At 33.8% G+C, this 19,058-nt stretch carries 20 protein-coding genes and 1 pseudogene; 7 read left to right on the forward strand and 14 right to left on the reverse strand.

Annotated elements, in window-relative coordinates:
* Positions 1-102 precede the first annotated feature (102 nt).
* The gene (locus QRE67_RS13285) at positions 103-1,911 is read right to left on the reverse strand and encodes a Xaa-Pro dipeptidyl-peptidase (protein WP_286120637.1); all 1,809 of its coding nucleotides are present in this window, start codon (positions 1,909-1,911) and stop codon (positions 103-105) included.
* Between the two features lie 534 nt (positions 1,912-2,445).
* Here QRE67_RS13285 and QRE67_RS13290 point away from each other — a divergent pair.
* The 3 genes from QRE67_RS13290 to QRE67_RS13300 all read left to right on the forward strand — a co-directional run bounded on the left by QRE67_RS13290 (position 2,446) and on the right by QRE67_RS13300 (position 4,815).
* The gene (locus tag QRE67_RS13290; protein ID WP_286120638.1) at positions 2,446-3,063 is read left to right on the forward strand and encodes a DUF47 domain-containing protein; all 618 of its coding nucleotides are present in this window, start codon (positions 2,446-2,448) and stop codon (positions 3,061-3,063) included.
* A 56-nt stretch (positions 3,064-3,119) separates the two neighbouring features.
* The gene (locus QRE67_RS13295; protein ID WP_286120639.1) at positions 3,120-4,106 is read left to right on the forward strand and encodes an inorganic phosphate transporter; all 987 of its coding nucleotides are present in this window, start codon (positions 3,120-3,122) and stop codon (positions 4,104-4,106) included.
* Positions 4,107-4,395: 289 nt separating this feature from the next.
* Positions 4,396-4,815, forward strand: a complete 420-nt coding sequence (locus QRE67_RS13300; RefSeq protein WP_286120640.1) for a hypothetical protein — start codon at positions 4,396-4,398, stop codon at positions 4,813-4,815.
* 131 nt (positions 4,816-4,946) lie between these two features.
* On the opposite strand, the gene QRE67_RS13305 is transcribed toward QRE67_RS13300, so the two are convergent.
* The 3 genes from QRE67_RS13305 to QRE67_RS13315 form a co-directional block, all read right to left on the reverse strand.
* Positions 4,947-5,993 (reverse strand): serine hydrolase domain-containing protein, encoded by a 1,047-nt coding sequence (locus QRE67_RS13305; protein WP_286120641.1) that lies wholly within the window; start codon positions 5,991-5,993, stop codon positions 4,947-4,949.
* Positions 5,994-6,162: 169 nt separating this feature from the next.
* Positions 6,163-7,815, reverse strand: a complete 1,653-nt coding sequence (locus tag QRE67_RS13310; protein WP_286125282.1) for a M3 family metallopeptidase — start codon at positions 7,813-7,815, stop codon at positions 6,163-6,165.
* A gap of 155 nt (positions 7,816-7,970) precedes the next feature.
* Positions 7,971-8,831 carry a DegV family protein gene (locus QRE67_RS13315; protein WP_286120642.1) on the reverse strand — a complete coding sequence of 287 codons (861 nt, stop codon included), beginning with the start codon at positions 8,829-8,831 and terminating at the stop codon, positions 7,971-7,973.
* Between the two features lie 314 nt (positions 8,832-9,145).
* Here QRE67_RS13315 and QRE67_RS13320 point away from each other — a divergent pair, with 314 nt between their 5' ends.
* A complete protein-coding gene (locus QRE67_RS13320; RefSeq protein ID WP_286120643.1) occupies positions 9,146-9,793 on the forward strand; it encodes a cupin domain-containing protein in 648 nt (215 codons plus the stop codon).
* A 9-nt stretch (positions 9,794-9,802) separates the two neighbouring features.
* Here QRE67_RS13320 and QRE67_RS13325 read toward each other — a convergent pair.
* The 3 genes and pseudogenes from QRE67_RS13325 to QRE67_RS13335 form a co-directional block, all read right to left on the reverse strand.
* Positions 9,803-10,119, reverse strand: a pseudogene (locus QRE67_RS13325) (hypothetical protein).
* Positions 10,120-10,395: 276 nt separating this feature from the next.
* Positions 10,396-10,788: a DUF2178 domain-containing protein gene (locus tag QRE67_RS13330; RefSeq protein ID WP_286120644.1), complete on the reverse strand. Its 393-nt coding sequence runs from the start codon at positions 10,786-10,788 to the stop codon at positions 10,396-10,398.
* Entirely contained in the window at positions 10,781-10,996 is a 216-nt protein-coding gene (locus tag QRE67_RS13335) for a helix-turn-helix transcriptional regulator (RefSeq protein WP_286120645.1), read from the reverse strand. Before QRE67_RS13335 ends, QRE67_RS13330 begins: the two co-directional genes overlap by 8 nt.
* Positions 10,997-11,488: 492 nt before the next feature.
* On the opposite strand from QRE67_RS13335, the gene QRE67_RS13340 reads away from it, so the two are divergent.
* The gene (locus QRE67_RS13340; protein WP_286120646.1) at positions 11,489-11,809 is read left to right on the forward strand and encodes a hypothetical protein; all 321 of its coding nucleotides are present in this window, start codon (positions 11,489-11,491) and stop codon (positions 11,807-11,809) included.
* A gap of 75 nt (positions 11,810-11,884) precedes the next feature.
* Here the strand turns inward: QRE67_RS13340 and QRE67_RS13345 are convergent, their stop codons facing one another.
* The 5 genes from QRE67_RS13345 to QRE67_RS13365 form a co-directional block, all read right to left on the reverse strand.
* On the reverse strand, positions 11,885-12,604 hold the full coding sequence (locus QRE67_RS13345) for an MIP/aquaporin family protein (protein ID WP_286120647.1): 720 nt from the start codon (positions 12,602-12,604) through the stop codon (positions 11,885-11,887).
* Positions 12,605-12,948: 344 nt separating this feature from the next.
* A complete protein-coding gene (locus QRE67_RS13350) occupies positions 12,949-13,107 on the reverse strand; it encodes a hypothetical protein (RefSeq protein WP_286120648.1) in 159 nt (52 codons plus the stop codon).
* An 839-nt stretch (positions 13,108-13,946) separates the two neighbouring features.
* On the reverse strand, positions 13,947-14,177 hold the full coding sequence (locus tag QRE67_RS13355) for a hypothetical protein (RefSeq protein ID WP_286120649.1): 231 nt from the start codon (positions 14,175-14,177) through the stop codon (positions 13,947-13,949).
* Between the two features lies 1 nt (position 14,178).
* Positions 14,179-14,418 carry a hypothetical protein gene (locus QRE67_RS13360; RefSeq protein ID WP_286120650.1) on the reverse strand — a complete coding sequence of 80 codons (240 nt, stop codon included), beginning with the start codon at positions 14,416-14,418 and terminating at the stop codon, positions 14,179-14,181.
* A gap of 6 nt (positions 14,419-14,424) precedes the next feature.
* Positions 14,425-14,568 (reverse strand): hypothetical protein, encoded by a 144-nt coding sequence (locus QRE67_RS13365; RefSeq protein WP_286120651.1) that lies wholly within the window; start codon positions 14,566-14,568, stop codon positions 14,425-14,427.
* A gap of 725 nt (positions 14,569-15,293) precedes the next feature.
* Between QRE67_RS13365 and iscB the strand changes: the two genes are divergently transcribed.
* Both iscB and QRE67_RS13375 read left to right on the forward strand, forming a co-directional pair.
* Positions 15,294-15,920: an RNA-guided endonuclease IscB gene (gene iscB, locus QRE67_RS13370; RefSeq protein WP_286120652.1), complete on the forward strand. Its 627-nt coding sequence runs from the start codon at positions 15,294-15,296 to the stop codon at positions 15,918-15,920.
* A complete protein-coding gene (locus QRE67_RS13375; protein WP_286120653.1) occupies positions 15,902-16,540 on the forward strand; it encodes an HNH endonuclease in 639 nt (212 codons plus the stop codon). The genes iscB and QRE67_RS13375 overlap by 19 nt, the downstream gene beginning before the upstream one ends.
* A gap of 250 nt (positions 16,541-16,790) precedes the next feature.
* Here QRE67_RS13375 and QRE67_RS13380 read toward each other — a convergent pair whose 3' ends face one another.
* Together QRE67_RS13380 and QRE67_RS13385 are read right to left on the reverse strand one after the other, a co-directional pair.
* Positions 16,791-18,326 (reverse strand): MDR family MFS transporter, encoded by a 1,536-nt coding sequence (locus tag QRE67_RS13380; protein ID WP_286120654.1) that lies wholly within the window; start codon positions 18,324-18,326, stop codon positions 16,791-16,793.
* Between the two features lie 23 nt (positions 18,327-18,349).
* Entirely contained in the window at positions 18,350-19,057 is a 708-nt protein-coding gene (locus QRE67_RS13385) for a cytoplasmic protein (protein WP_286120655.1), read from the reverse strand.
* Position 19,058: the final 1 nt, after the last annotated feature.

Below are 19,058 nucleotides of genomic sequence, written 5' to 3' on the forward strand. Positions count from 1 at the left end.
CTTCCTTTCCTATTTTTTAACATCATTATATCAAAGTATTCATATGTATTTATGAATATCTTTTATTGCTAAATAAAAAACCTCCAAAAATGGAGGCTTTGTTTATTTTACAATCGGTAATATGAGTTCACTTAATTTTACCGTGAGTTTTGTTCCTGCTTTTGGGCGGATTGTATAGTCATAGTCACTAGAAATTAGCACAACTCCAATTTGATGTCCTGCCGGGAATACATAATCATCCGGCTGCATGTCCCATTTAAAAGCATAATCTTTTCCTGGTGTAAGTGCTGTTGATTGCTCATTTCCATTTAAATTTTGTGGATCCATCCACCCTCTTGTTACAATTTCTGGCTTTACTCCACCATAATCAACAAGTAAAGCTGTTAAGTTTGAAACAGGACGATCAAGATTTGCTTGTATTGAAATTTCAGGTGTGCCACTTATACGCATTTCTTTTTGTAATGTAGGTGTGACATATAATAAACGGTTTGGTGATTCTAATTCTGGATTTTCTACTAATTGATTTGATTGGATTTTTGCATCATCTAATAATGATTGAACATTTTGTGGTCTATTTAAGCCTGGCTCCATTTTTCCTGGTAATTGTGCAGTAGTATTTTTTAAATTCAAACGCATTTTTGTTGGAACTGCGGCAGGATCAGGCCAATTTTTTAACTTTTGCCATGTTTTATTTTCACGCTGTACATCTACCATTGGCTCATCCATAATTCCATTTTCAATCCCATACAACCAATAATCAAACCATTTATTTTGTGTTTGTTGCCAATTATTGCTGGATGTTCCTCCATGCCCACCTTGATGTAACCACATTTTACGAGGAATATTATTTTTTTCAAGAGCATCCCACCACTGTGAAAATTGCTTTGTTTTTACATTCCAATCATTTAAACCATGTACAACAAACACACTTGCTTTTACGTTTTTAGCATCTTTCACATAATTACGCTTGTCCCAAAAATCATTATAATCTCCAGTTTTTCGGTCTTGACCATCTGTAAGTTCTTTTATTATTTTCTGACATACTTCAGGATTTTCTCTTGTTAATACAGCTTCGGCCATATTATCCGCATCTTCTCCTTGATAGCCTCCAGGGGCAATTACTGCACCATTCGCACGATAATAATCATACCAATTACTAATAGCCGCAATTGGAATAATTGTTTTTAATCCTTCTACACCCGTTGCAGCGACAGCATTCGGTAATGTTCCATTATAAGAAGCACCTGTCATTCCTACATTTCCTGTAGACCACTCAGCTTGTACTTGTTTACCATCTTCTGCATATGCGTTTGCTCTTCCATTCAGCCAATCAATGACTGATTTTGTTCCAAGAATTTCTCGCTCATCACCAGTTGTCGGACAGCCGTCTGATTTTCCAGTACCTATACTTTCACCTAAAATTACCGCATACCCACGAGGAACATAATAATTTCCATAAGAACCGAGATTAACTGGTTCTGCGAAAGGTTTTCCTCCGACAGCATGTAACTCTTCATCAACATTGTATACAGGTACATTTTTTAATCCTGCTCTATATGGACTCATTTCATAAATAACGGGTACTTTCACACCTGGTTCTGTTTTTGGGCGCATTACCTTTACAGATACACGATCTTTTTGACCATCCCGATCACTATCAATCTCTGTTTCTACATATAGATTCTCTACAATTGCTTCGTCAAGTGAATAAATCGGTTTTGTCATTCCATTCTCTAGTTGAATTTTTGTTGATTCAGCTATCGTTTCAAACACTTTCCCGTTCAACGGAAGATTCGCTTCAGTTGAACTATTCTCTTTCTTTTCTGCATGTACTGTCATGCTAGACACTCCTGATAGTAGTGTTAGTGACAAAGCTGTGGATATTGCAATTGCAATCTGTTTTTTCTTCAAATCCCTTCCCCCTTTTTGTATAATTTCACTTCCTCTTCCAATATACAATAAAATAACAGAAAATTCGGTTATTTTCGCAGAAAGAGTTTGAGAAATCTATAAAAAAGGCTTCGTTAATATAAATTATTGGTACTTTGAGATATAAAAATCACCACCTAATGTAGCTTTTGAATAAAGATTGATAATGTAGTGTTATCTCAAGACGAATTAAAAAAGTTAGCTTGGGAGACACTTTTTTTGTGACGAAAATGGCTGTTTTTTGCCTTTTAAAACACTTACAGGAAATCAACATTTTTGCTTTAGACTGTGTTAAATATTAATGTTGATATTTAACACAAAGAAAAGGCCTAATTTTTTGTTCTTTTTATATGTCTTCTTCAACTAACGCAACCCGTTTATCTTAATATGAGGTTAATTGTTTTGAGACCTTAATTTAATAAACATTCATGGATTAAATTGCGCTACAAGGAAATATTAAGGCTGTATTATTCACGCTTGATATTTAAACCCATTGGACAAAGTGGAGGTAATAGCATGGCCATAAGAAAAAAAGACAAGTTTACAGATCATTTAAGTAATATTTCTTTAAATTTAAAAGAAAGTGCTAATTATTTCGCGGACTATAAACTAAAAAACGTTAGTGACCTTAAAATTTTTTCTGAAAAAATGAAGGAATATGAATCGAAGGGGGATTCTTTGGTTCATGAAGTTATCAAAGATTTACACAATGCTTTCATTACTTCCATTGAACGAGAAGATATTTTATCTCTTACCTTGAGCATGGATGATGTTTTAGATGGGCTGGAACATACTGCTGCTCTATTTGAAATGTATTCTATAGTAAATGCTGATAATTTTATGCTTAAGTTTGTTGATGCCATTCGTAATTGCACTGCTGAAATTGTGGCAGCGGTTGAAATGTTGGCAACAAAGAAATTACTAAACATGAGGGATCATGCCATCAAAATTAAAGATTTGGAATCAAAATGTGATGGGATTTTGCGTGAATCCATTAAAAATCTGTTTGCTAATGAAAAAGACCCTATTCGTATTATTCAATATAAAGAAATCTATGAAGAGCTCGAAAACATTGCGGATTTCTGTCAGAATGTAGCCAACACATTAGAAAGCATTATCATGAAGAATGCTTAACCTAATATAGTTCTGGAGTGAAAATTAATGTAGTCAAAAAATATGTGGAGGTTCTAATGACAACAATAATTGTTATCCTTATTCTTGGTTTAATTTTCGAATTCATTAATGGATTTCATGATACGGCTAACGCAATTGCAATGTCAGTTTCTACAAAGGCTTTATCACCACGATTTGCGGTTATTTATGCAGGTGTATTAAATTTTATAGGTGCTTTAATATCAGAAGCCGTAGCAAAATCGATTGGCGGTAAAATTGCTGATCCTTTTCAGGTTGAAAATGGCTTGTTAATCGTCATTGCCGCTCTTATTGCAGCTATATTTTGGAATCTGTTTACATGGTACTATGGGATTCCTTCTTCATCGTCACACACTTTAATCGGATCTGTTGCTGGAGCTGTTATTTTTGGCTCAGGAATACATTCTATAAACTGGAAAGGTTTCACAGATATTATAAAAGCCCTAATCATTTCTCCTTTTTTAGCTTTTATAGTAGGATTCATTCTAATGAAAATATTAGCAATTGCCTTCAAAAACGTAAATCCTCACCGTGCAACTCGTGGTTTTCGAGGGTTTCAAGTCTTAGCTTCTGGTTTAGCTGCATTTTCTCATGGAGGAAATGATGGACAAAAAACAATGGGAATTATAGTTTTTGCTTTAGTAGCAGGTGGTTACCAAACCACATTAGATGTACCACTTTGGGTAAAAGTTACTTGTGCAGCGACCATTGGTCTAGGAACAACGGTTGGTGGAATGCGGATTATTAAAACTGTTGCTAAAAAAATATTTAAAGTTCAACCTATCAATGGATTTGCTGCAGATTTAACATCATTTACAGTATTACAAGGTGCTACTATGTTAGGACTACCAGTATCAACTACACATGTATCTTCATCTGCCATTTTAGGTGTCGGTTCCGCTAAACGTGTTCGGGGTGTAAATTGGGGAGTCGCTCTAAAAATTGTGACGACTTGGGTTATTACACTGCCAATATCGGCATTAATAGCTGGTTTAGTAATGATTATAATAAAAATTTTCATATAAGGATGTTAAATGAAAAAACAATGGTTAAGTGTCTAATAATGGAGATGTCTTTCGTACGACTATCTATTTGCAGTTGTATGCCTTTAGACTGTAATTCAATTTCATGTTTTTGAATGCTGGTATGAACGAGCGATTCAATATTAATTATCTCTTTCTGTAAAAGGTCTCTTTCTAATTTTACAAACCGTAACACTAAACTTTTTATTTGAACATAGGAAAATCTATGTAAATGCTAGATAATAAAGTATTTATATCATACAAGGGTATATTAATCATGAGGTGTTGTATCATGTTAAAAAAAGTATTTTTCGCTTTAATATGTATCTGTTTTCTATCAACAAATACAATGGCACAAACAAATAAACAGATTGAAGTATTTGACTGTCAAAAAGAAATGGTAATACAAAAACAATCTCTAGATACGACTATACAAAAAGAAGCTATACAATATGCAAAATCAATCACTGGTGTATACAGAAATCTGAATGTTGTTCCAAAAATCGGACATATGATAAAAATCCCTTTATCCAAACCTGTTACAATAACAAATCAATGGATACATACGAATATAGATGAAGTTCTCATTTTGCTTCCACTTAAAGAAAAACCGTATATCATGATTTATGATGATGAAAATAATCCTCATTTTTATTATGTGCAAGGTCATCCTGAAGGTTTGCTAAAACAATTGAAAATCAAATCATACTGAATACGTATATTAAAATTGGGTTCTGTTAAAGCTTATTGTTGATTTTAGAAAATAGGAAAGAGGGCTTCCATTAAGCCCTCATCTTTCTTATAGAATAAACGCACCCTAAATGAAATAACGTATCTTTGTATTTAATTTAATTGTGGTACTAGTGACTTGACTATTTCTCCAATTATACCCTTAGTTTGATGAATGCCTAAATCTGAATTTGTCATAATAACAGCACCCGTTTCTAAATAGGGAAACGCAATCATCATACATTGATATCCAACTCCCCAACCTAGTGATGAAATTTCAAGTTCTTGACCTGATTTGTCAAGAAAGATCCCTAGGCCAGTCCACTTTGAACACCCTTGAGGTGTTAACATTTCCTTTATCATACTTTCAGAAAGACCAAGTTTTCCACTACCTTTTAATGAATTAATTAATTCGATTACCAAGATAGCTAAATCTGTCGGTGTTGTCCGAAGTCCAGCAGCGGCTGGATATGGATATATTGGATACTTTTCACCCAATAATTTCCCATCTTTATTGTGTCCACAAGCAAAATTATTTCTTTTTACTTCTGGTATAGAATATTCTAGCTTGCTATTTTTCATATTTAATGGTTCAAATATCAACTCATCCATTAATAGCTTAAAAGGTTTTCCGGAAATGTCTTCTATAAGTTGTTCTATTATACAAAAACCAGCGTCTGAATATTGAAAATCACTTTCAGGTTCATACTTAACTTCAATAGGTTCTGGACAATATGATTTTCTACCCTCAAGAAGGTCAAGCATTGTAGGGTTGCCTTGAATAGAATCATATTCACAAAAACTTCCTTCAGGGTCAATTACCCCGGATTGATGACTAAGTAGTGTCCGTAAAGTAACTTTTTTATATTGAGTACATACATTTTCAGGAACCTTCCAAGATATAAGCCGTTCATTTACATTCTCATCTAAGTCAAGGATACCTTGTTCAGTTAATTTTAATACTAGCATTGCCGTGGCAAACTTACTTATGGAACAGGCATTGAAAATGGAGTCACTGTTTACTTTATTGTTGGTTCCCGCCTCTAGTACACCAAAACTTTCTTGCAAATCAAGGATACCATTATTAATTAAGGCTATACTTAAACCCGGTATATTGTAATGCTTCATTCGTTCATGAATATTTATGTTCTTTAGTTCCAAATGAATTTCCCCTTTTTATCTACTAATTGATAAAGTTTAACTATACATTCTGTTCAAATACAGTCCTCTTCAAATTTATTTAATAGAATTTCCCCTTCTATTTACATTCACTATATTATTAAAATCGTACAACCTTCGCTAAATTATTTAAATATAGCCAACAATCAATTTAAAATTCTTCCTTTTCAAGCTGTATGTAATCATCAATATCTTTATTTATTTGAAGTAATGATTCCCTCCAAAAATCAGGATTCGCAAGATCAATTTGAAAGTACTGGTTCACTAACTCTTCAACTGGTCTTTTCCCTGTGTCACTTAAGAACAGTTTATATTTACGATTAAATTCACTACCTTCCTGTTTTGCAATCTCTAATAAGCCTAGACTTAAGAGATAACCAAATGTATAAGGGTAATTATAAAAAGGAACGTTAGCAGTATAAAATTGATCGTATTTCATCCAAACAAAAGGCTGATATTCAGTTAATCGATTTCCATATGCGATTTGTTGTGAATCTATAGATAATTTCTCTAATCCATCCGCACTTAAAGGTCCTTTTTTTCTTTCTTCATAAAATGACTGTTCAAACATAAATGAAGCTCGAATGGCCATCAAATAATTAAAGCTATTTCTAATTTTCCAGTTAAGTAACTCTTTTTTTATCTCTCGACGATCTGTTTTTTCAACCAAATGATCCACAAGTACCATTTCAAAGAAAATAGATGCAGATTCAGCCATACTCATTGGAAGATAATCATCTAAAAAGGAATTAGACGGATTTTGACTGATTTGATAAAAGTGCCAAGCGTGCCCTAATTCATGAGCTAAAATTCTTACACTATTAAGCGTACCATCATAGCGTAAAGAAATTCTAGATTCCCTTTCACTTAAAAAAGGAACACAACATCCACTTGATGATTTACGGTCTCTCGGTTCTGCATCTACCCATCCATATGTAATTGCCTGTAATGCAAATTGCGCTAGTTCTTCATCAATATTTTTTAACGCATCATATATTTCTTCCACACCTGTTGAAAAAGGAATTTCAATCTGTTCATTTTCTCCCGTTGTCATAAATTCATGCCATGTTAATGTGTCTGAATTATTTTTTTGGAAATCTAGAAAACTTGTTAATTTTTCAAGGTTCTCTTCGATTGTATTCCACATTTCAGATAATACATGATGAGAGATCCCATTCACTTGAAGCGATTCTGATAGTACATCTTTCTCTATCAACATTTGATTTTTCACATTTCGTAATCTTCCCATGTGATTGAGAACTAAAGCAAACAAATTTTTCTCCTGCTCCAATGTCTCTGTTAAAGAATGAAATACAGTTGAACGTGTATTCATGTTTTCATGGTTCATAGCAAGATGATTTGCTTTACCAAATGAAAGTATCTCTTTATTTCCTTTATTATCATAGTGAATTTCTAATTTGTTTCTTAATTGTATGTACATATCTTCCCAAGCTTTTAATTCATCTCTCATAAAATTGATATTTTTGTTTTCAGTGAAGTTACTCATATCAGTTTTTGAGTCTTGTAATAGTATACGAGCTTCTGTTTTGAGGTTATTTATGTTGGTATGCAGTAAAGTGATTGCAGATTGATCAGTTTTTTCGATAGTAAGACAGTAATGGTAATACTCCGCTTTTTCAATTCTTTGTATGATTTGAAAGAGTATTTTCGAGTCTTTATTTTCTTTATATTCTTCTATTAACTGTTGAATTGCTGCTATTTCTGTGGAAAGAATAGGGTCTTTATTTTCAGGATACAACCTATCTAAATCCCAGCGTGTTGGATGATGTACCGTTTGATTGATCATACAAACCTCCATAATAAGTTTTCGATTCTTCGTATATAGTTTACTTACAAATTTAATTATATATAAAATATTCAGAATAATAAATATTAAAAACTTATAAATACATATATCATTTACCATTAAAAAAAGGATTGATCAAAATGATCAATCCTTTACTCTACCTCATTTAAGAATACTAATGTTAAAACGCCTGGTCCTGTATGAGCTCCAATTACGGCCCCAATTGTATTTATTACAAATACTTCACAACCAAATTTTTCAACGATTAATTCTTTTAGTGCGTTTGCACTTTCTATGTCGTCACCATGTGTAATTCCGATGGTTTGACTCTTTAAGTCTTTTCCACGTTCATCCATTATTTCCACGATTCGATTCAAGACTTTCTTTCTGCCTCTCACTTTTTCAAGTGGAACAAGCTTTCCTTCATCAACATTTAAGATCGGTTTAATATTTAATAAGCCACCAATAAATCCAGCTACTTTACTTAAACGGCCACCTCGAACTAAATACTGTAAATCAGCTACTGTGAAAATATGCTCCATATGTTTTGTTAGAAAAGCAACACGGTTCAAAATTTCTTCTTTCGTTGCACCATTTTGTGCCATTTTTGCTGCTTCTAACACTACAAGTCCTTGACCAAGTGAAGCGCATTTTGTATCAATAATTTCTAAATCAAAACCTGCATATGTTTCTTTTACTTCTTCTTTTATAACGACCGAAGATTGATATGTACCCGATAGTTCAGATGAGAAAGCTAAATAAATACAAGGAATATTTTGCTTAGCATATGTAACAAATGTTTCTTGAAACGCTTCTAATGATGGTAGCGATGTTTTATATACTTCGCCTTCTCTCATTTTCTGTAATAAGCGAACCGACTCTAATGTTACTCCGTCTAAATACTCAGTTTCTGCTTCATCATATACACGAAGTGGAATCAAATCTATATCGTAAGTACGCAGCAATTCTTTTGGTAAATCAGCCGCACTATCCGTAATAATTTTAACGCTCATTCTTAAACCTCTATTCTTTTATAAGTATACTAAAATAAGACCATTCTCTTTTAAATTATATACGTAAAACGATGATGAAGAAAGAGATAGTGTTATCAAAGTATTCTATATTCTATGCACGGAATGTTAAAGAATTCACTCTATTTATAATGACTATTAGGGAAATCGACTTTTATTTCAACAGCCACAAATATTAATTATGTACCTTGTTTTAGCCCTAAAGTTACAATCCCTTCTGCACAATAAAATAACTAGACTCATATCCTATTCCGTATATCTAAACCACTTACGAAACAGAAGGGCAGGAAAATTAAATGACTTCTTATATGGATTACACCTCTCCCTCTACCCGTTTCACTCATGATCTAAGCACAAGTAATTTCTTTAAAAAAGATGAGCACAATTATATAAATGTGTTGGGCATTAATCAATTGAATACATTAGAAAATACTTCTTTACTAGACATTTTTTTAAGTGCGGATAATGTTGTAGAACCTCATGTACATCAGAATGCCGCTGAACTTGTTTACTGTATTTCTGGTGCAGCTGTCGTTTCATTACTCAACCCATTTACGAATCAAATTCTTAATTTCCCTATAAAACCAGGTCAAGTTGCCAACATACCGCAAGGCTGGTGGCATTATGAAATTGCCTCTATTGACAATACACATTTATTGGCCATTTTTAATGCCCCTACTCCAGAAGTTATTTTCGGATCTGATATTTTAAGATTAACTCCATCAAATGTAATGGCTCATACTTATTGCCTCGATGAACAACAATGGAAACAAGCGATATCACCTATTCAATCTACTACCGTAATTGGTCCTCCAAAAAACTGTAATCAAAATCAAAACCGAAATGAGATGCACAATATACCATATCAAAACCAAACGCATACACAGCAGCCCTCTCCTTATTACCAACAACAATTTCCAATTCATCCATATTGGGGCTATTAATACAGAGAGTTATACAAACAAATCATACTTAGCTGCCAGTTGCTCCAATTTCTTTTCTCTGTATTTTGTAAACCTAAAGAAATGGATTACTGGCATCTTCCCATTATAAATTCGCGTGAATTCTTCATGTTTTTTTAACTTCTCTTCACCTTTTGAATCCAATCCACTTCTACTGCAACGTATTTCCGTTTCAATTTGCTAATCATCCGGACAGAATAATTGTAATCAAGTTTCATTTTTTAAGAGTGCATGAGCCCTTTTCCTTAGAGAAACAACCTTTGGCCATTACCAAACAGCCAATGATCTTCTTTATTTAAATAGTGCATACATTCCTTCCCATACGGTACATGAAGTTTTAATCTTCTCTCAATCACTTGATGTTGTTTTATACGCTTGCACACCAAATGTTGGTTTAAATAAAGTTTGTTTAAATTGATGCTAATAACCATTGATGACTGAACAAAAGGAATGAGCTTGTTTTGAAAAAAGATTGCTCAAAACAAACTCTAAACATATTTTATAGAATCAATTTTTATAAAAAAGATTGATTATTTTGTGCTGCGTTCTTCAACTAGGGGTTGCATTATTTGTTGTAGCATATATTATTTATACTTCCTTGAATATATAAACTCTGTAACTGGAAGTGTCACAAATGTAAGGCCGACCACAATAAGTAAAGGATAATTCTCAATATCATTTAAATTAGATACCCCTTCAGAAATAAAAAGAATCAAACCTGACAATATCATTAACACAAAATAACCTATCTTCGCACTCTGCGTTTCAATATGCCGATCTAATTCGTCTTTCTCTTTAGCTCCTTCATGGTTGCCCCAATTAAGAGAATTAAGAAAATATGATAAGGTAAGGAAACTAAAGAATATAGAACTACCATCTATAGTTCCAAATCGCACCCATCTGTATACGGTGATTCCCACAAGCGTACAAAAAACAGCAAAGGTTAAAACAACAATGATTTTTTTTGATTTATCCATTCCTTTTCCCTCCATTCTCCGATGGTATAAATAAATCCTCCATAGTGATTCCTAAATGCTTTGCTATATCAAATGCCAGCTGTAAACTTGGATCATATTTGTTGTTCTCGATTGCGTTAATCGTCTGTCTGCTTACATTACATAACTTTGCTAATTCCCCTTGTGAAAAACTATTTTTTTCTCTGTATTCCTTCATTCGGTTTTCCATTCCATATACCACCGCCATATTTGCAAGGTGTAAAAAACTTTTTACACCTATATGATAAAATAAAACAAACGAAGTGTCAAAAGTATTTTACACCTTATTTGTCTTATACGTTTTTATAGAAATTGACCCTTTTTGAATTAAACTTCTCTTTTAGTTGAAGAAGGGCAAACAAAAAGGGGCTGTCTCATAAATCTATTTTCCGACTATGAGACAGTCCTCAAATAGCGGGATAAATTGTTCCAAGCCTTAATAAAACTTTACTCATTATCCATTCCCCTTCAATTATTATATAATCTTTCAATACCACTCATATTTTTCTCCTTCCATCCTTACATATATCTTCGTAGCACTCACAAAGCTTCTACTTTTCTAGCTAGAGTAGTATTACAAACAATTTTTTCATATAATTTCTCCTTACGATTTCATGTTTCTTATAAAAAACGTTATAATAAACTGTAGCCTCTACGATTACGTTATAAAGGAGAATGAAACATGGCTAAAATTAAAGTATATCAACCAAAAGAAGAAAATATGGATGCAGTAAAGAACATCATAGATGTAGAAGAACAAAACCCAACTACTGATGATTTACAAAATCTATACGCATGTGTATTAGACACTGAAGATATGGCTCTACCTGATTCTTACATTGAAGAAGATATTTTAATCGATTCTATTGAAGTTATGGTAAATGTATCTCAAAACAAACTAAGAGACTTAACTACTTACGATGTAATTGAAGTACAAAACAAAGGTAAAAAAACACAAATCTTACTATTAGCAGACGAAGAATACGAAATTATCGAAGGATAATTTTCAAAACTTACATAACAAGAAAAGCTCCTTTCCAATTAGGAAAGGAGCTTTTTCATATTCTATGCCTTTAATTTATCCAAAGATGTGAAAGTAAGTGAATACTGCTACTGTAGCACCTACGATTGGCGCTACAACTGGAACCCAAGCATATCCCCAATTTGATTTACCTTTACCTTTGATTGGCATAATCATATGAACAAGTCTTGGCATTAGATCCCTTGCAGGGTTTAAAGCACAACCAGTGATACCGCCTAATGAAAGAACAATACCCCATACTAGAAAACCGATTGCTACGTGTGCAAGTAATTTATTATCTCCCATAAGTGGAGAGTGTATGATACCTAATGCACCGAATGCTAGAATGAATGTACCAACAAACTCAACTGTGAAAGCACGTGCCTTAGAAGTTCCTTTAGCAGGTACTGTACCGAAACATCCTAAAACTTCTCCTTTCTCTTCTGTTTGTTCCATAAACGGTTTATACATTACCCATACTACGAATGCACCAACGAATGCACCAAGTAATTGTGCTGTAACGTATGGAATAACCTCTGACCAAGGGAATTGACCGTTAATTGCTAATGCAATAGTGAAAGCAGGGTTGATATGGTTTCCACTAATGCCACCAAAGATTATTGCAGGAATCATTACTGCAAATCCCCAAGCTGTTGCAACAACCATAAAACCACTTTGATGACCTTTAGTTCCTTTTGAATGTACATTGGATATAACACCAAGACCTAAAATTACCATTAACGCTGTAGCGAAAAACTCTGCGATGTATTGCACCATTACTTTTCCCCTTTTTATACATATTGTCATGTAACTCACGTACTGCATGTTCTAGTCTTTGAGTTTGATTAACTTTAAAACCCGTCTTCTCGGAATAGTGGTCTACTCTCTTAAATCGTTGGTAAGTCTTAATGATATAGATTTTTTCTTTACCATATGATTTTACATTCTTCATTTTTTATCCCAAACTGTATGACAATGTAGTACGTTGCCATACAGTTTATCAATCGTCCCCATTCATAAATAGTGCTAATACTAGTTCTAATACAGTTGCAAATAACATTTGTTCATTCCCCCTTCTGTGATAATCTTTTTATAAGACTCAAATACTTCTAAGGCTTCATTTAAACGATTTTTAGTATAGCCATACCGTCTTTACCTCTATAGTGAATGGTAAACTTGTCGTCATTGAATCCAATTACCTTCATACCTTCAGCGGTTTCTTTAATTAGTTGAAGTAATTCTTTATTTACTTTCAGTTCCTTAATAATTTCTGTTGCCACCCGTACTACCCCTAAGTTATATAGATGTATATACTAAACGTGTTCACTTTTTCACATATTTTTATAAGAAAAATGGTGACACAAGCCACCTATATAGCCGTTACTTCTGCATCCTTTTTGCATAACTCAATCATATAATTCTTTCTAACATTTGCGACTGGTTTAATTCAATATGAGTATCTTCACTGTAATACACTACTAATTCATCAAACATCCGCTTAACTTCGTTAGTTGTTTTAAATGATATGCTAACCTTTTTATTCATCTTACCATCTCTTTTATTTACAGTTAGCGGTGGTTGTTACTTAGTTTGTGCTTCGTAGAATGTTGCGTGGTGATTGTTTCAGTTGGCGTGTTTAGAGGTTGTTATCTGTTTTACAAGACGTATATTACATTAGATTACATTAGATTACTGTGAACAACTAATGAACAAATACCTTCAGTAAATATTGGTAAGACCACTATAATATTGACGGATTAAATAAAATATAGTATACGTGTGTACGTATTATATATAGGAAAGTATTTATCAGTCGCTTTATTTTCGATTATAAGAGACTTTATGTATTAGGTAGTTTTTAAAAAATATTAGGAATGTGTTAAAATCGCTTAAAATTGAATTATAGAGGATATTTTTGATATGTAGGAGGAAAGTTATATAAAGTTACTTGCCGCCTAATTATATTTTCAAAAAAATAAAAATGGAAGCCGGGTAATGTTTAGAGAATATTATATATGTTAACACCTAAATTAGTGCAAAAGTTGTTGTTGTAGTATCTTTTCCACCTGCCATAAATGAACCAATTACCATCCCAACTACTACGAATCCTGCTGCTTTTTCATTGTTGTTTTCCTTCTTTCAATTTTGTAAATACCTTTCCGTTATTTAATTCACACCAATTTAAATTTTCAATTTCAAATTCACTATATTTTTCTAGAAACTCTTTCTTTGTTTCAAATAATTCCATTGATCCATTTTCTAATTTTACTAACATATCATAAGCGTTTAATTCAAATATTCTACTAACTGCAATCAATTCACCTATAATTAATTTATCTGAAAAGTTCATCTCATTTCACGTCCTTAATTTCAGTTTGGAATAGAATGTTATTGTTTGAATCTATAATGAAAACTTTCTTTAGTTCGAACCCTTTGCTTTTTGCGGCTTCCATTGTATTAAAGTAGAATTGGTGAGAAGAATTCATTACAACGTTTTCCCAACTATTGATAGGGGCATTATCTTTTACAGTAATAATAACGCCCTCTGTTGTAACTTCCATTTTTGCATGAGTTGTGTTATTAAATTCCATGTCTTTTTATTGTGCTTCTTTTGTTTCTACATTAATCTTTTCAGCTTGTTTTAATTCTTGCATTGCTTTTTGTTCAGATGCTTTTAAATCTTCTTTTACATTAGTTCCACAACCTGTCAGTAAACCAATTGTAACTAGTCCTGTCCACATGATCTCTGCTAATAATTTTTTTATTTTAGTTGTCCTCCTTTCCTAATAGAAACGATGCAACCAATTCAATGATTATATTAAATAACATTTTGTTTACCTTCCTTTTCATATTTGTTTTTATTTTAATACAGTCATCTATACAAATTATGTTTAAAATATCACATACTTGTTTAAAGAAATAGTGAACAAATACCATCAGTAAATATTGGTAAGACCGCTATACTATTGACGGATTAAGTAAAATATAGTATATGTGTGCACCTATTATATATAGGAAAGTATCTATCAGACGCTTTATTTTCGATTATAAGAGACTTTATGTATTGGGTAGGAAGATTTGATTAGGACCTTTACCACTCTGATTTTCTTTCACTGCTTTTATTTTAAAGTCGGCATGGTAGGAATAGAACGCTCGGATACCTTCACCACATTTTCATTTTCTCTAGTTGTTTCAGTTGAATTTCAGTCAACTACCCCCCACTTAAACGCTAACGCGTTTTGAAGTGGGGGCTTGTAAAAAGCCCTGGTTGTCTAGCCTCAGCCTTTTGTGGGCTACGTTCGTAGGTTGTGATACCCAAGAATAATTCTCTAGTTCTTGGCTCTATGGTGGCTCTGTAACAGTTCTGGTTGGGAAGGGACGGTCAACCACAAGCCTTCTTTCATAAGAAGTTGCTAACACCTACAAACATTGGCGAAGGGAAACAAACTCTTAGGAGGGACAAAACATGCGTGTATTTGTCAAGAATTTACGAGGAGAACCGCTCATGCCTTGCAGTACTCGTAAGGCACGGCTTCTTCTCAAACAAGGAAAAGCTAAGATTGTTAAGTATACACCGTTTACCATTCAATTGCAGTATGCCACTGGTGAAACCGTGCAACCTGTTACAATTGGTGTCGATAGCGGTGCGAAATATGTGGGGGTCGCGATTACAACAGAGGAAAAAGTACTAGCGAAAGGAACCATTGAATTACGTCAGGATGTGAAAGAGAACCTTACTCTTAGAGCCACATTACGTAGAAGCCGAAGACAACGTAAAACCCGCTACCGAAAAGCACGTTTTCTCAATCGAAAAAAGAAAGAAGGCTGGCTTCCCCCATCGATTCAAAGCCGAACCGATAACATCATTCATTGGATTGAAATATTCAAATCGTTATTAACTTCTCCAACAGTCATTGTAGAAGTTGGCAAGTTTGATGTACAAAAGCTTAAGAACCCTGATATACAAGGAAAAGAATATCAACAAGGAGACACATTTGGCTTTTGGAATACAAGATACTATGTGTTTGCGAGAGACAAATATACATGTCAAATCTGTAAGAAAAAGGTGGCATTTTGCATACGCACCATGTGATTGAGCGACGTAATGGCGGTTCAGATATGGCAGATAACCTCGTGACGGTACATGAAGAATGTCATCAAAAATTCCACCAAGGGAAAATCAAGCACGTTTTTAAGAAACCAAAACAGTATAAAGAGACCGCCTTTATGAATATTTTGCGGCTTCAAATCATGAAGCGTTTAGATTGTGAGATCACGTATGGCAGTTACACAACACCGAAGCGAAAAGAATTAGGATTATCGAAAACTCATGTGAATGATGCGATTGCGATTACCAATCCGAAACAATTACAAGAATATCAGCAAAGTGGTGAGTTTCGCATCAAACAATTTAGAAAGAAAAAACGGTCATTACATGAAGCAACTGCAAGAAAAGGAAGAAAAACGAAAAATAGAACAGCGAAAAGAAATAATAAAAATACACCGTATGTAGGCACAACGTATCTAGGTGATAAGGTGAAAGCGTTTGGACAAATAGGATTCGTGACAGGATTTACAGGGAAGATGGTGTATGTGCAAGATTTGGACGGCCATTATATACAAAATCCTGCTAAATCTTATAAACAAGTGAATATATCGGATATTGAATGTATGCATCACAATCATAATTGGTTATTCTTACAAGTCAGTTAGGCGATGCCTAACCGAAATTCATCCCCACCTTATCGCTTGGCTATCGCCCGTCACGCGCTTGAAGATGGGACTTCTTTCGGGAAGTACATTAAAAATAATTTTACTCATTTCCCGTACCTCACTTTTATCATTGTTTACATTATAATGAGGAAATAGGTGAAAAAACACACAAAAACCCCGAGTCATGGACTTTTTTTAAGTGTCCACGATTCGGGGTAGAGTCCAATTAGGAAAGGAGCTTTTTCATATTCTATGCCTTTGATGTTTCACCTGGCGCTTCTTTCTGTTCCTTCTTGTATACCATTCTTTCATTCCCCATAAAGAAAATAAATACGAATGCCAGCCCAGCTGGAGCTAATGCCCACATGAAAGTATAGACGATTGAACTAGAGAGTGCTTCAATAATTTTATCTAATATTTGAGATGGAATTTGAGAACGTGCTCCTTCTGAAAGAATAGCTCTTGAATCACTGAGAGAGTTACTACTTAATCCGCCTCCCATACCTTTAAATGCTTCTTCTAATTGATCTTGAAAACCTGTTCGTTGAATCATACCAAAGATTGTAATGCCAAGTGTCATCCCTAATGAGCGAATAAAATTACTTGTTGATGTTGCCGATCCACGTTGATTCATACCAAAGTTATGAATCGCCGCCATACTTAATACGGAGAATGAGAAACCAACACCTAAACCAATAATAATCATATAAATCGTTAACCATACACGACTCGTTTCAGGCGTTAATGTGCTTAACAAGAACAATCCACCAAGCATGATCACAGCTGATATAATCATGATATTACGGTAGCTTAGCTTTGAAGTTAAAAAACCGCCTAACTGCGCTGTTACAACTGAACCAAGCATCATCGGTAATAATAAAAGTCCTGAGTTTGTAGCAGATCCTCCGTATACACCTTGAATGAAGAGTGGAATATATACGGTCGCTGACATAAAAGCAGCTCCGTAAAATAAAGCAACAATTGTACTCGTGGTGAATAAGCGCTGTTTAAACATTTTAAATGAAATGATGGGTTCTTCTGCTTTTCTTTCAATAAAAATAAACATAAAAATTAAAATAGCAAAGGCTGCAAATAGACTTAAAATAAAGTTAGAATCCCAATCATATTTTTGTCCACCCATTTCTAAAGCAAACATTAAACAAACCACTGCTCCGACTAATGTAATTGCCCCAAACCAATCAATTTTTTGTTTTTGATGCACTCTTGATTCTTTATAAAAGAACACGATCAAAATAAGCGCTAAAATCCCGAGAGGTAAATTAATATAAAATACCCAGTGCCAACTAATATAATCTGTAATATATGCACCAAGTAATGGTCCAAAAATACTGGATAATCCGAAGACTGCCCCAAACAATCCACCCATTTTTCCACGTTTTTCTGGAGGGAATATATCAAAAACAATTGTAAAAGCAATTGGTACGAGCGCTCCCCCACCAATCCCTTGAATCGCACGGTAAATGCCTAACTGTGTAATGTTTTCCGCTGTACCACAAAGCGCTGATCCAATCATAAACACAATTAAACCGAAAATAAAGAATCGCTTTCGTCCGTACATGTCAGATAATTTCCCAAAAATCGGCATACCCGCCATTTCTGCTACCATATATGCAGAAACAACCCAAACGAAATTTTCTAATCCACCTAGATCACCAACAATTGTTCCCATAGCTGTTACGACAATCGTGTTATCCATTGATGCCATCAATATTCCAAGTAATAAACCAGCGACAACAAAGCCGAGTTTACTATCCTTTGCAACCATATGGTTTACTCTCCCTTTTACAACTAAATTTGTTTATGTTCTTTCACAATCGATGTTCCTTTTTGCTTAAAACTAGTATGATATTCAACGACACTGATTTCACACCCAGGTCCAATCGTAACATTGTTACCTCTAACAGTATCTGCTTTCGTATATTCTAAGTAAATATCATCGCCTTCTATACTTGTTGTATGAAGCTCACCAGCATGATTTGTAAAAGGAATGAATGCAGATTTTTTTCGTACAGTAATCTTCTCTCCGCCAATTTCTTTCACTTTACTTCCTTCATATTTTAATGTGATATCAATTTTTCCGCCGTTCAGTAAACCTTCACTTTCAAGCCCACCACTTAGTAGAAACTCTTCTACCTCAATATCTTCTTTTACTGTAAGGCCGCCTTTGATATCTACATAATTTCCAGATAGTTTTCCATTAACTTCAAACATTCCTCGAATTTTTGTTTTGTTTATGTGACAATCATTCTGTACTTGTGTATTACCATATACTTTCACATACTCAGCATTTAAACTGCCTTGTACTTCACTATCTCCATACACAATATACGAGTTTGCTGTTATATCACCACGAACATCACTTGTTCCGTATGTTTTAAATTCATTACAACTAACGTGATTTGAAATTGTTCCTTCGCCTCGAATTTTCACCTTATTATAAGTTCCGCCTGATGAACTACCAGAGCCATTCAAAGTAAGACTATGCCGCTTTTCCATA

It is taken from the genome of Bacillus sp. DX3.1 (assembly GCF_030292155.1).
Classification (GTDB): domain Bacteria; phylum Bacillota; class Bacilli; order Bacillales; family Bacillaceae_G; genus Bacillus_A.

Excerpts from the sequence above, each read along its gene's own strand:
- QRE67_RS13290 (WP_286120638.1), top strand. The coding sequence starts at position 2,446 with ATGGCCATAAGAAAAAAAGACAAGTTTACAGATCATTTAAGTAATATT.
- QRE67_RS13295 (WP_286120639.1), top strand. The coding sequence starts at position 3,120 with ATGACAACAATAATTGTTATCCTTATTCTTGGTTTAATTTTCGAATTC.
- QRE67_RS13300 (WP_286120640.1), top strand. The coding sequence starts at position 4,396 with ATGTTAAAAAAAGTATTTTTCGCTTTAATATGTATCTGTTTTCTATCA.
- QRE67_RS13315 (WP_286120642.1), bottom strand. The coding sequence starts at position 8,831 with ATGAGCGTTAAAATTATTACGGATAGTGCGGCTGATTTACCAAAAGAA.
- QRE67_RS13320 (WP_286120643.1), top strand. The coding sequence starts at position 9,146 with ATGACTTCTTATATGGATTACACCTCTCCCTCTACCCGTTTCACTCAT.
- QRE67_RS13330 (WP_286120644.1), bottom strand. The coding sequence starts at position 10,788 with ATGGATAAATCAAAAAAAATCATTGTTGTTTTAACCTTTGCTGTTTTT.
- QRE67_RS13335 (WP_286120645.1), bottom strand. The coding sequence starts at position 10,996 with ATGGAAAACCGAATGAAGGAATACAGAGAAAAAAATAGTTTTTCACAA.
- QRE67_RS13340 (WP_286120646.1), top strand. The coding sequence starts at position 11,489 with ATGGCTAAAATTAAAGTATATCAACCAAAAGAAGAAAATATGGATGCA.
- QRE67_RS13345 (WP_286120647.1), bottom strand. The coding sequence starts at position 12,604 with ATGGTGCAATACATCGCAGAGTTTTTCGCTACAGCGTTAATGGTAATT.
- QRE67_RS13355 (WP_286120649.1), bottom strand. The coding sequence starts at position 14,177 with ATGAACTTTTCAGATAAATTAATTATAGGTGAATTGATTGCAGTTAGT.
- QRE67_RS13360 (WP_286120650.1), bottom strand. The coding sequence starts at position 14,418 with ATGGAATTTAATAACACAACTCATGCAAAAATGGAAGTTACAACAGAG.
- QRE67_RS13365 (WP_286120651.1), bottom strand. The coding sequence starts at position 14,568 with ATGTGGACAGGACTAGTTACAATTGGTTTACTGACAGGTTGTGGAACT.
- iscB (WP_286120652.1), top strand. The coding sequence starts at position 15,294 with ATGCGTGTATTTGTCAAGAATTTACGAGGAGAACCGCTCATGCCTTGC.
- QRE67_RS13380 (WP_286120654.1), bottom strand. The coding sequence starts at position 18,326 with ATGGTTGCAAAGGATAGTAAACTCGGCTTTGTTGTCGCTGGTTTATTA.
- QRE67_RS13385 (WP_286120655.1), bottom strand. The coding sequence starts at position 19,057 with ATGGAAAAGCGGCATAGTCTTACTTTGAATGGCTCTGGTAGTTCATCA.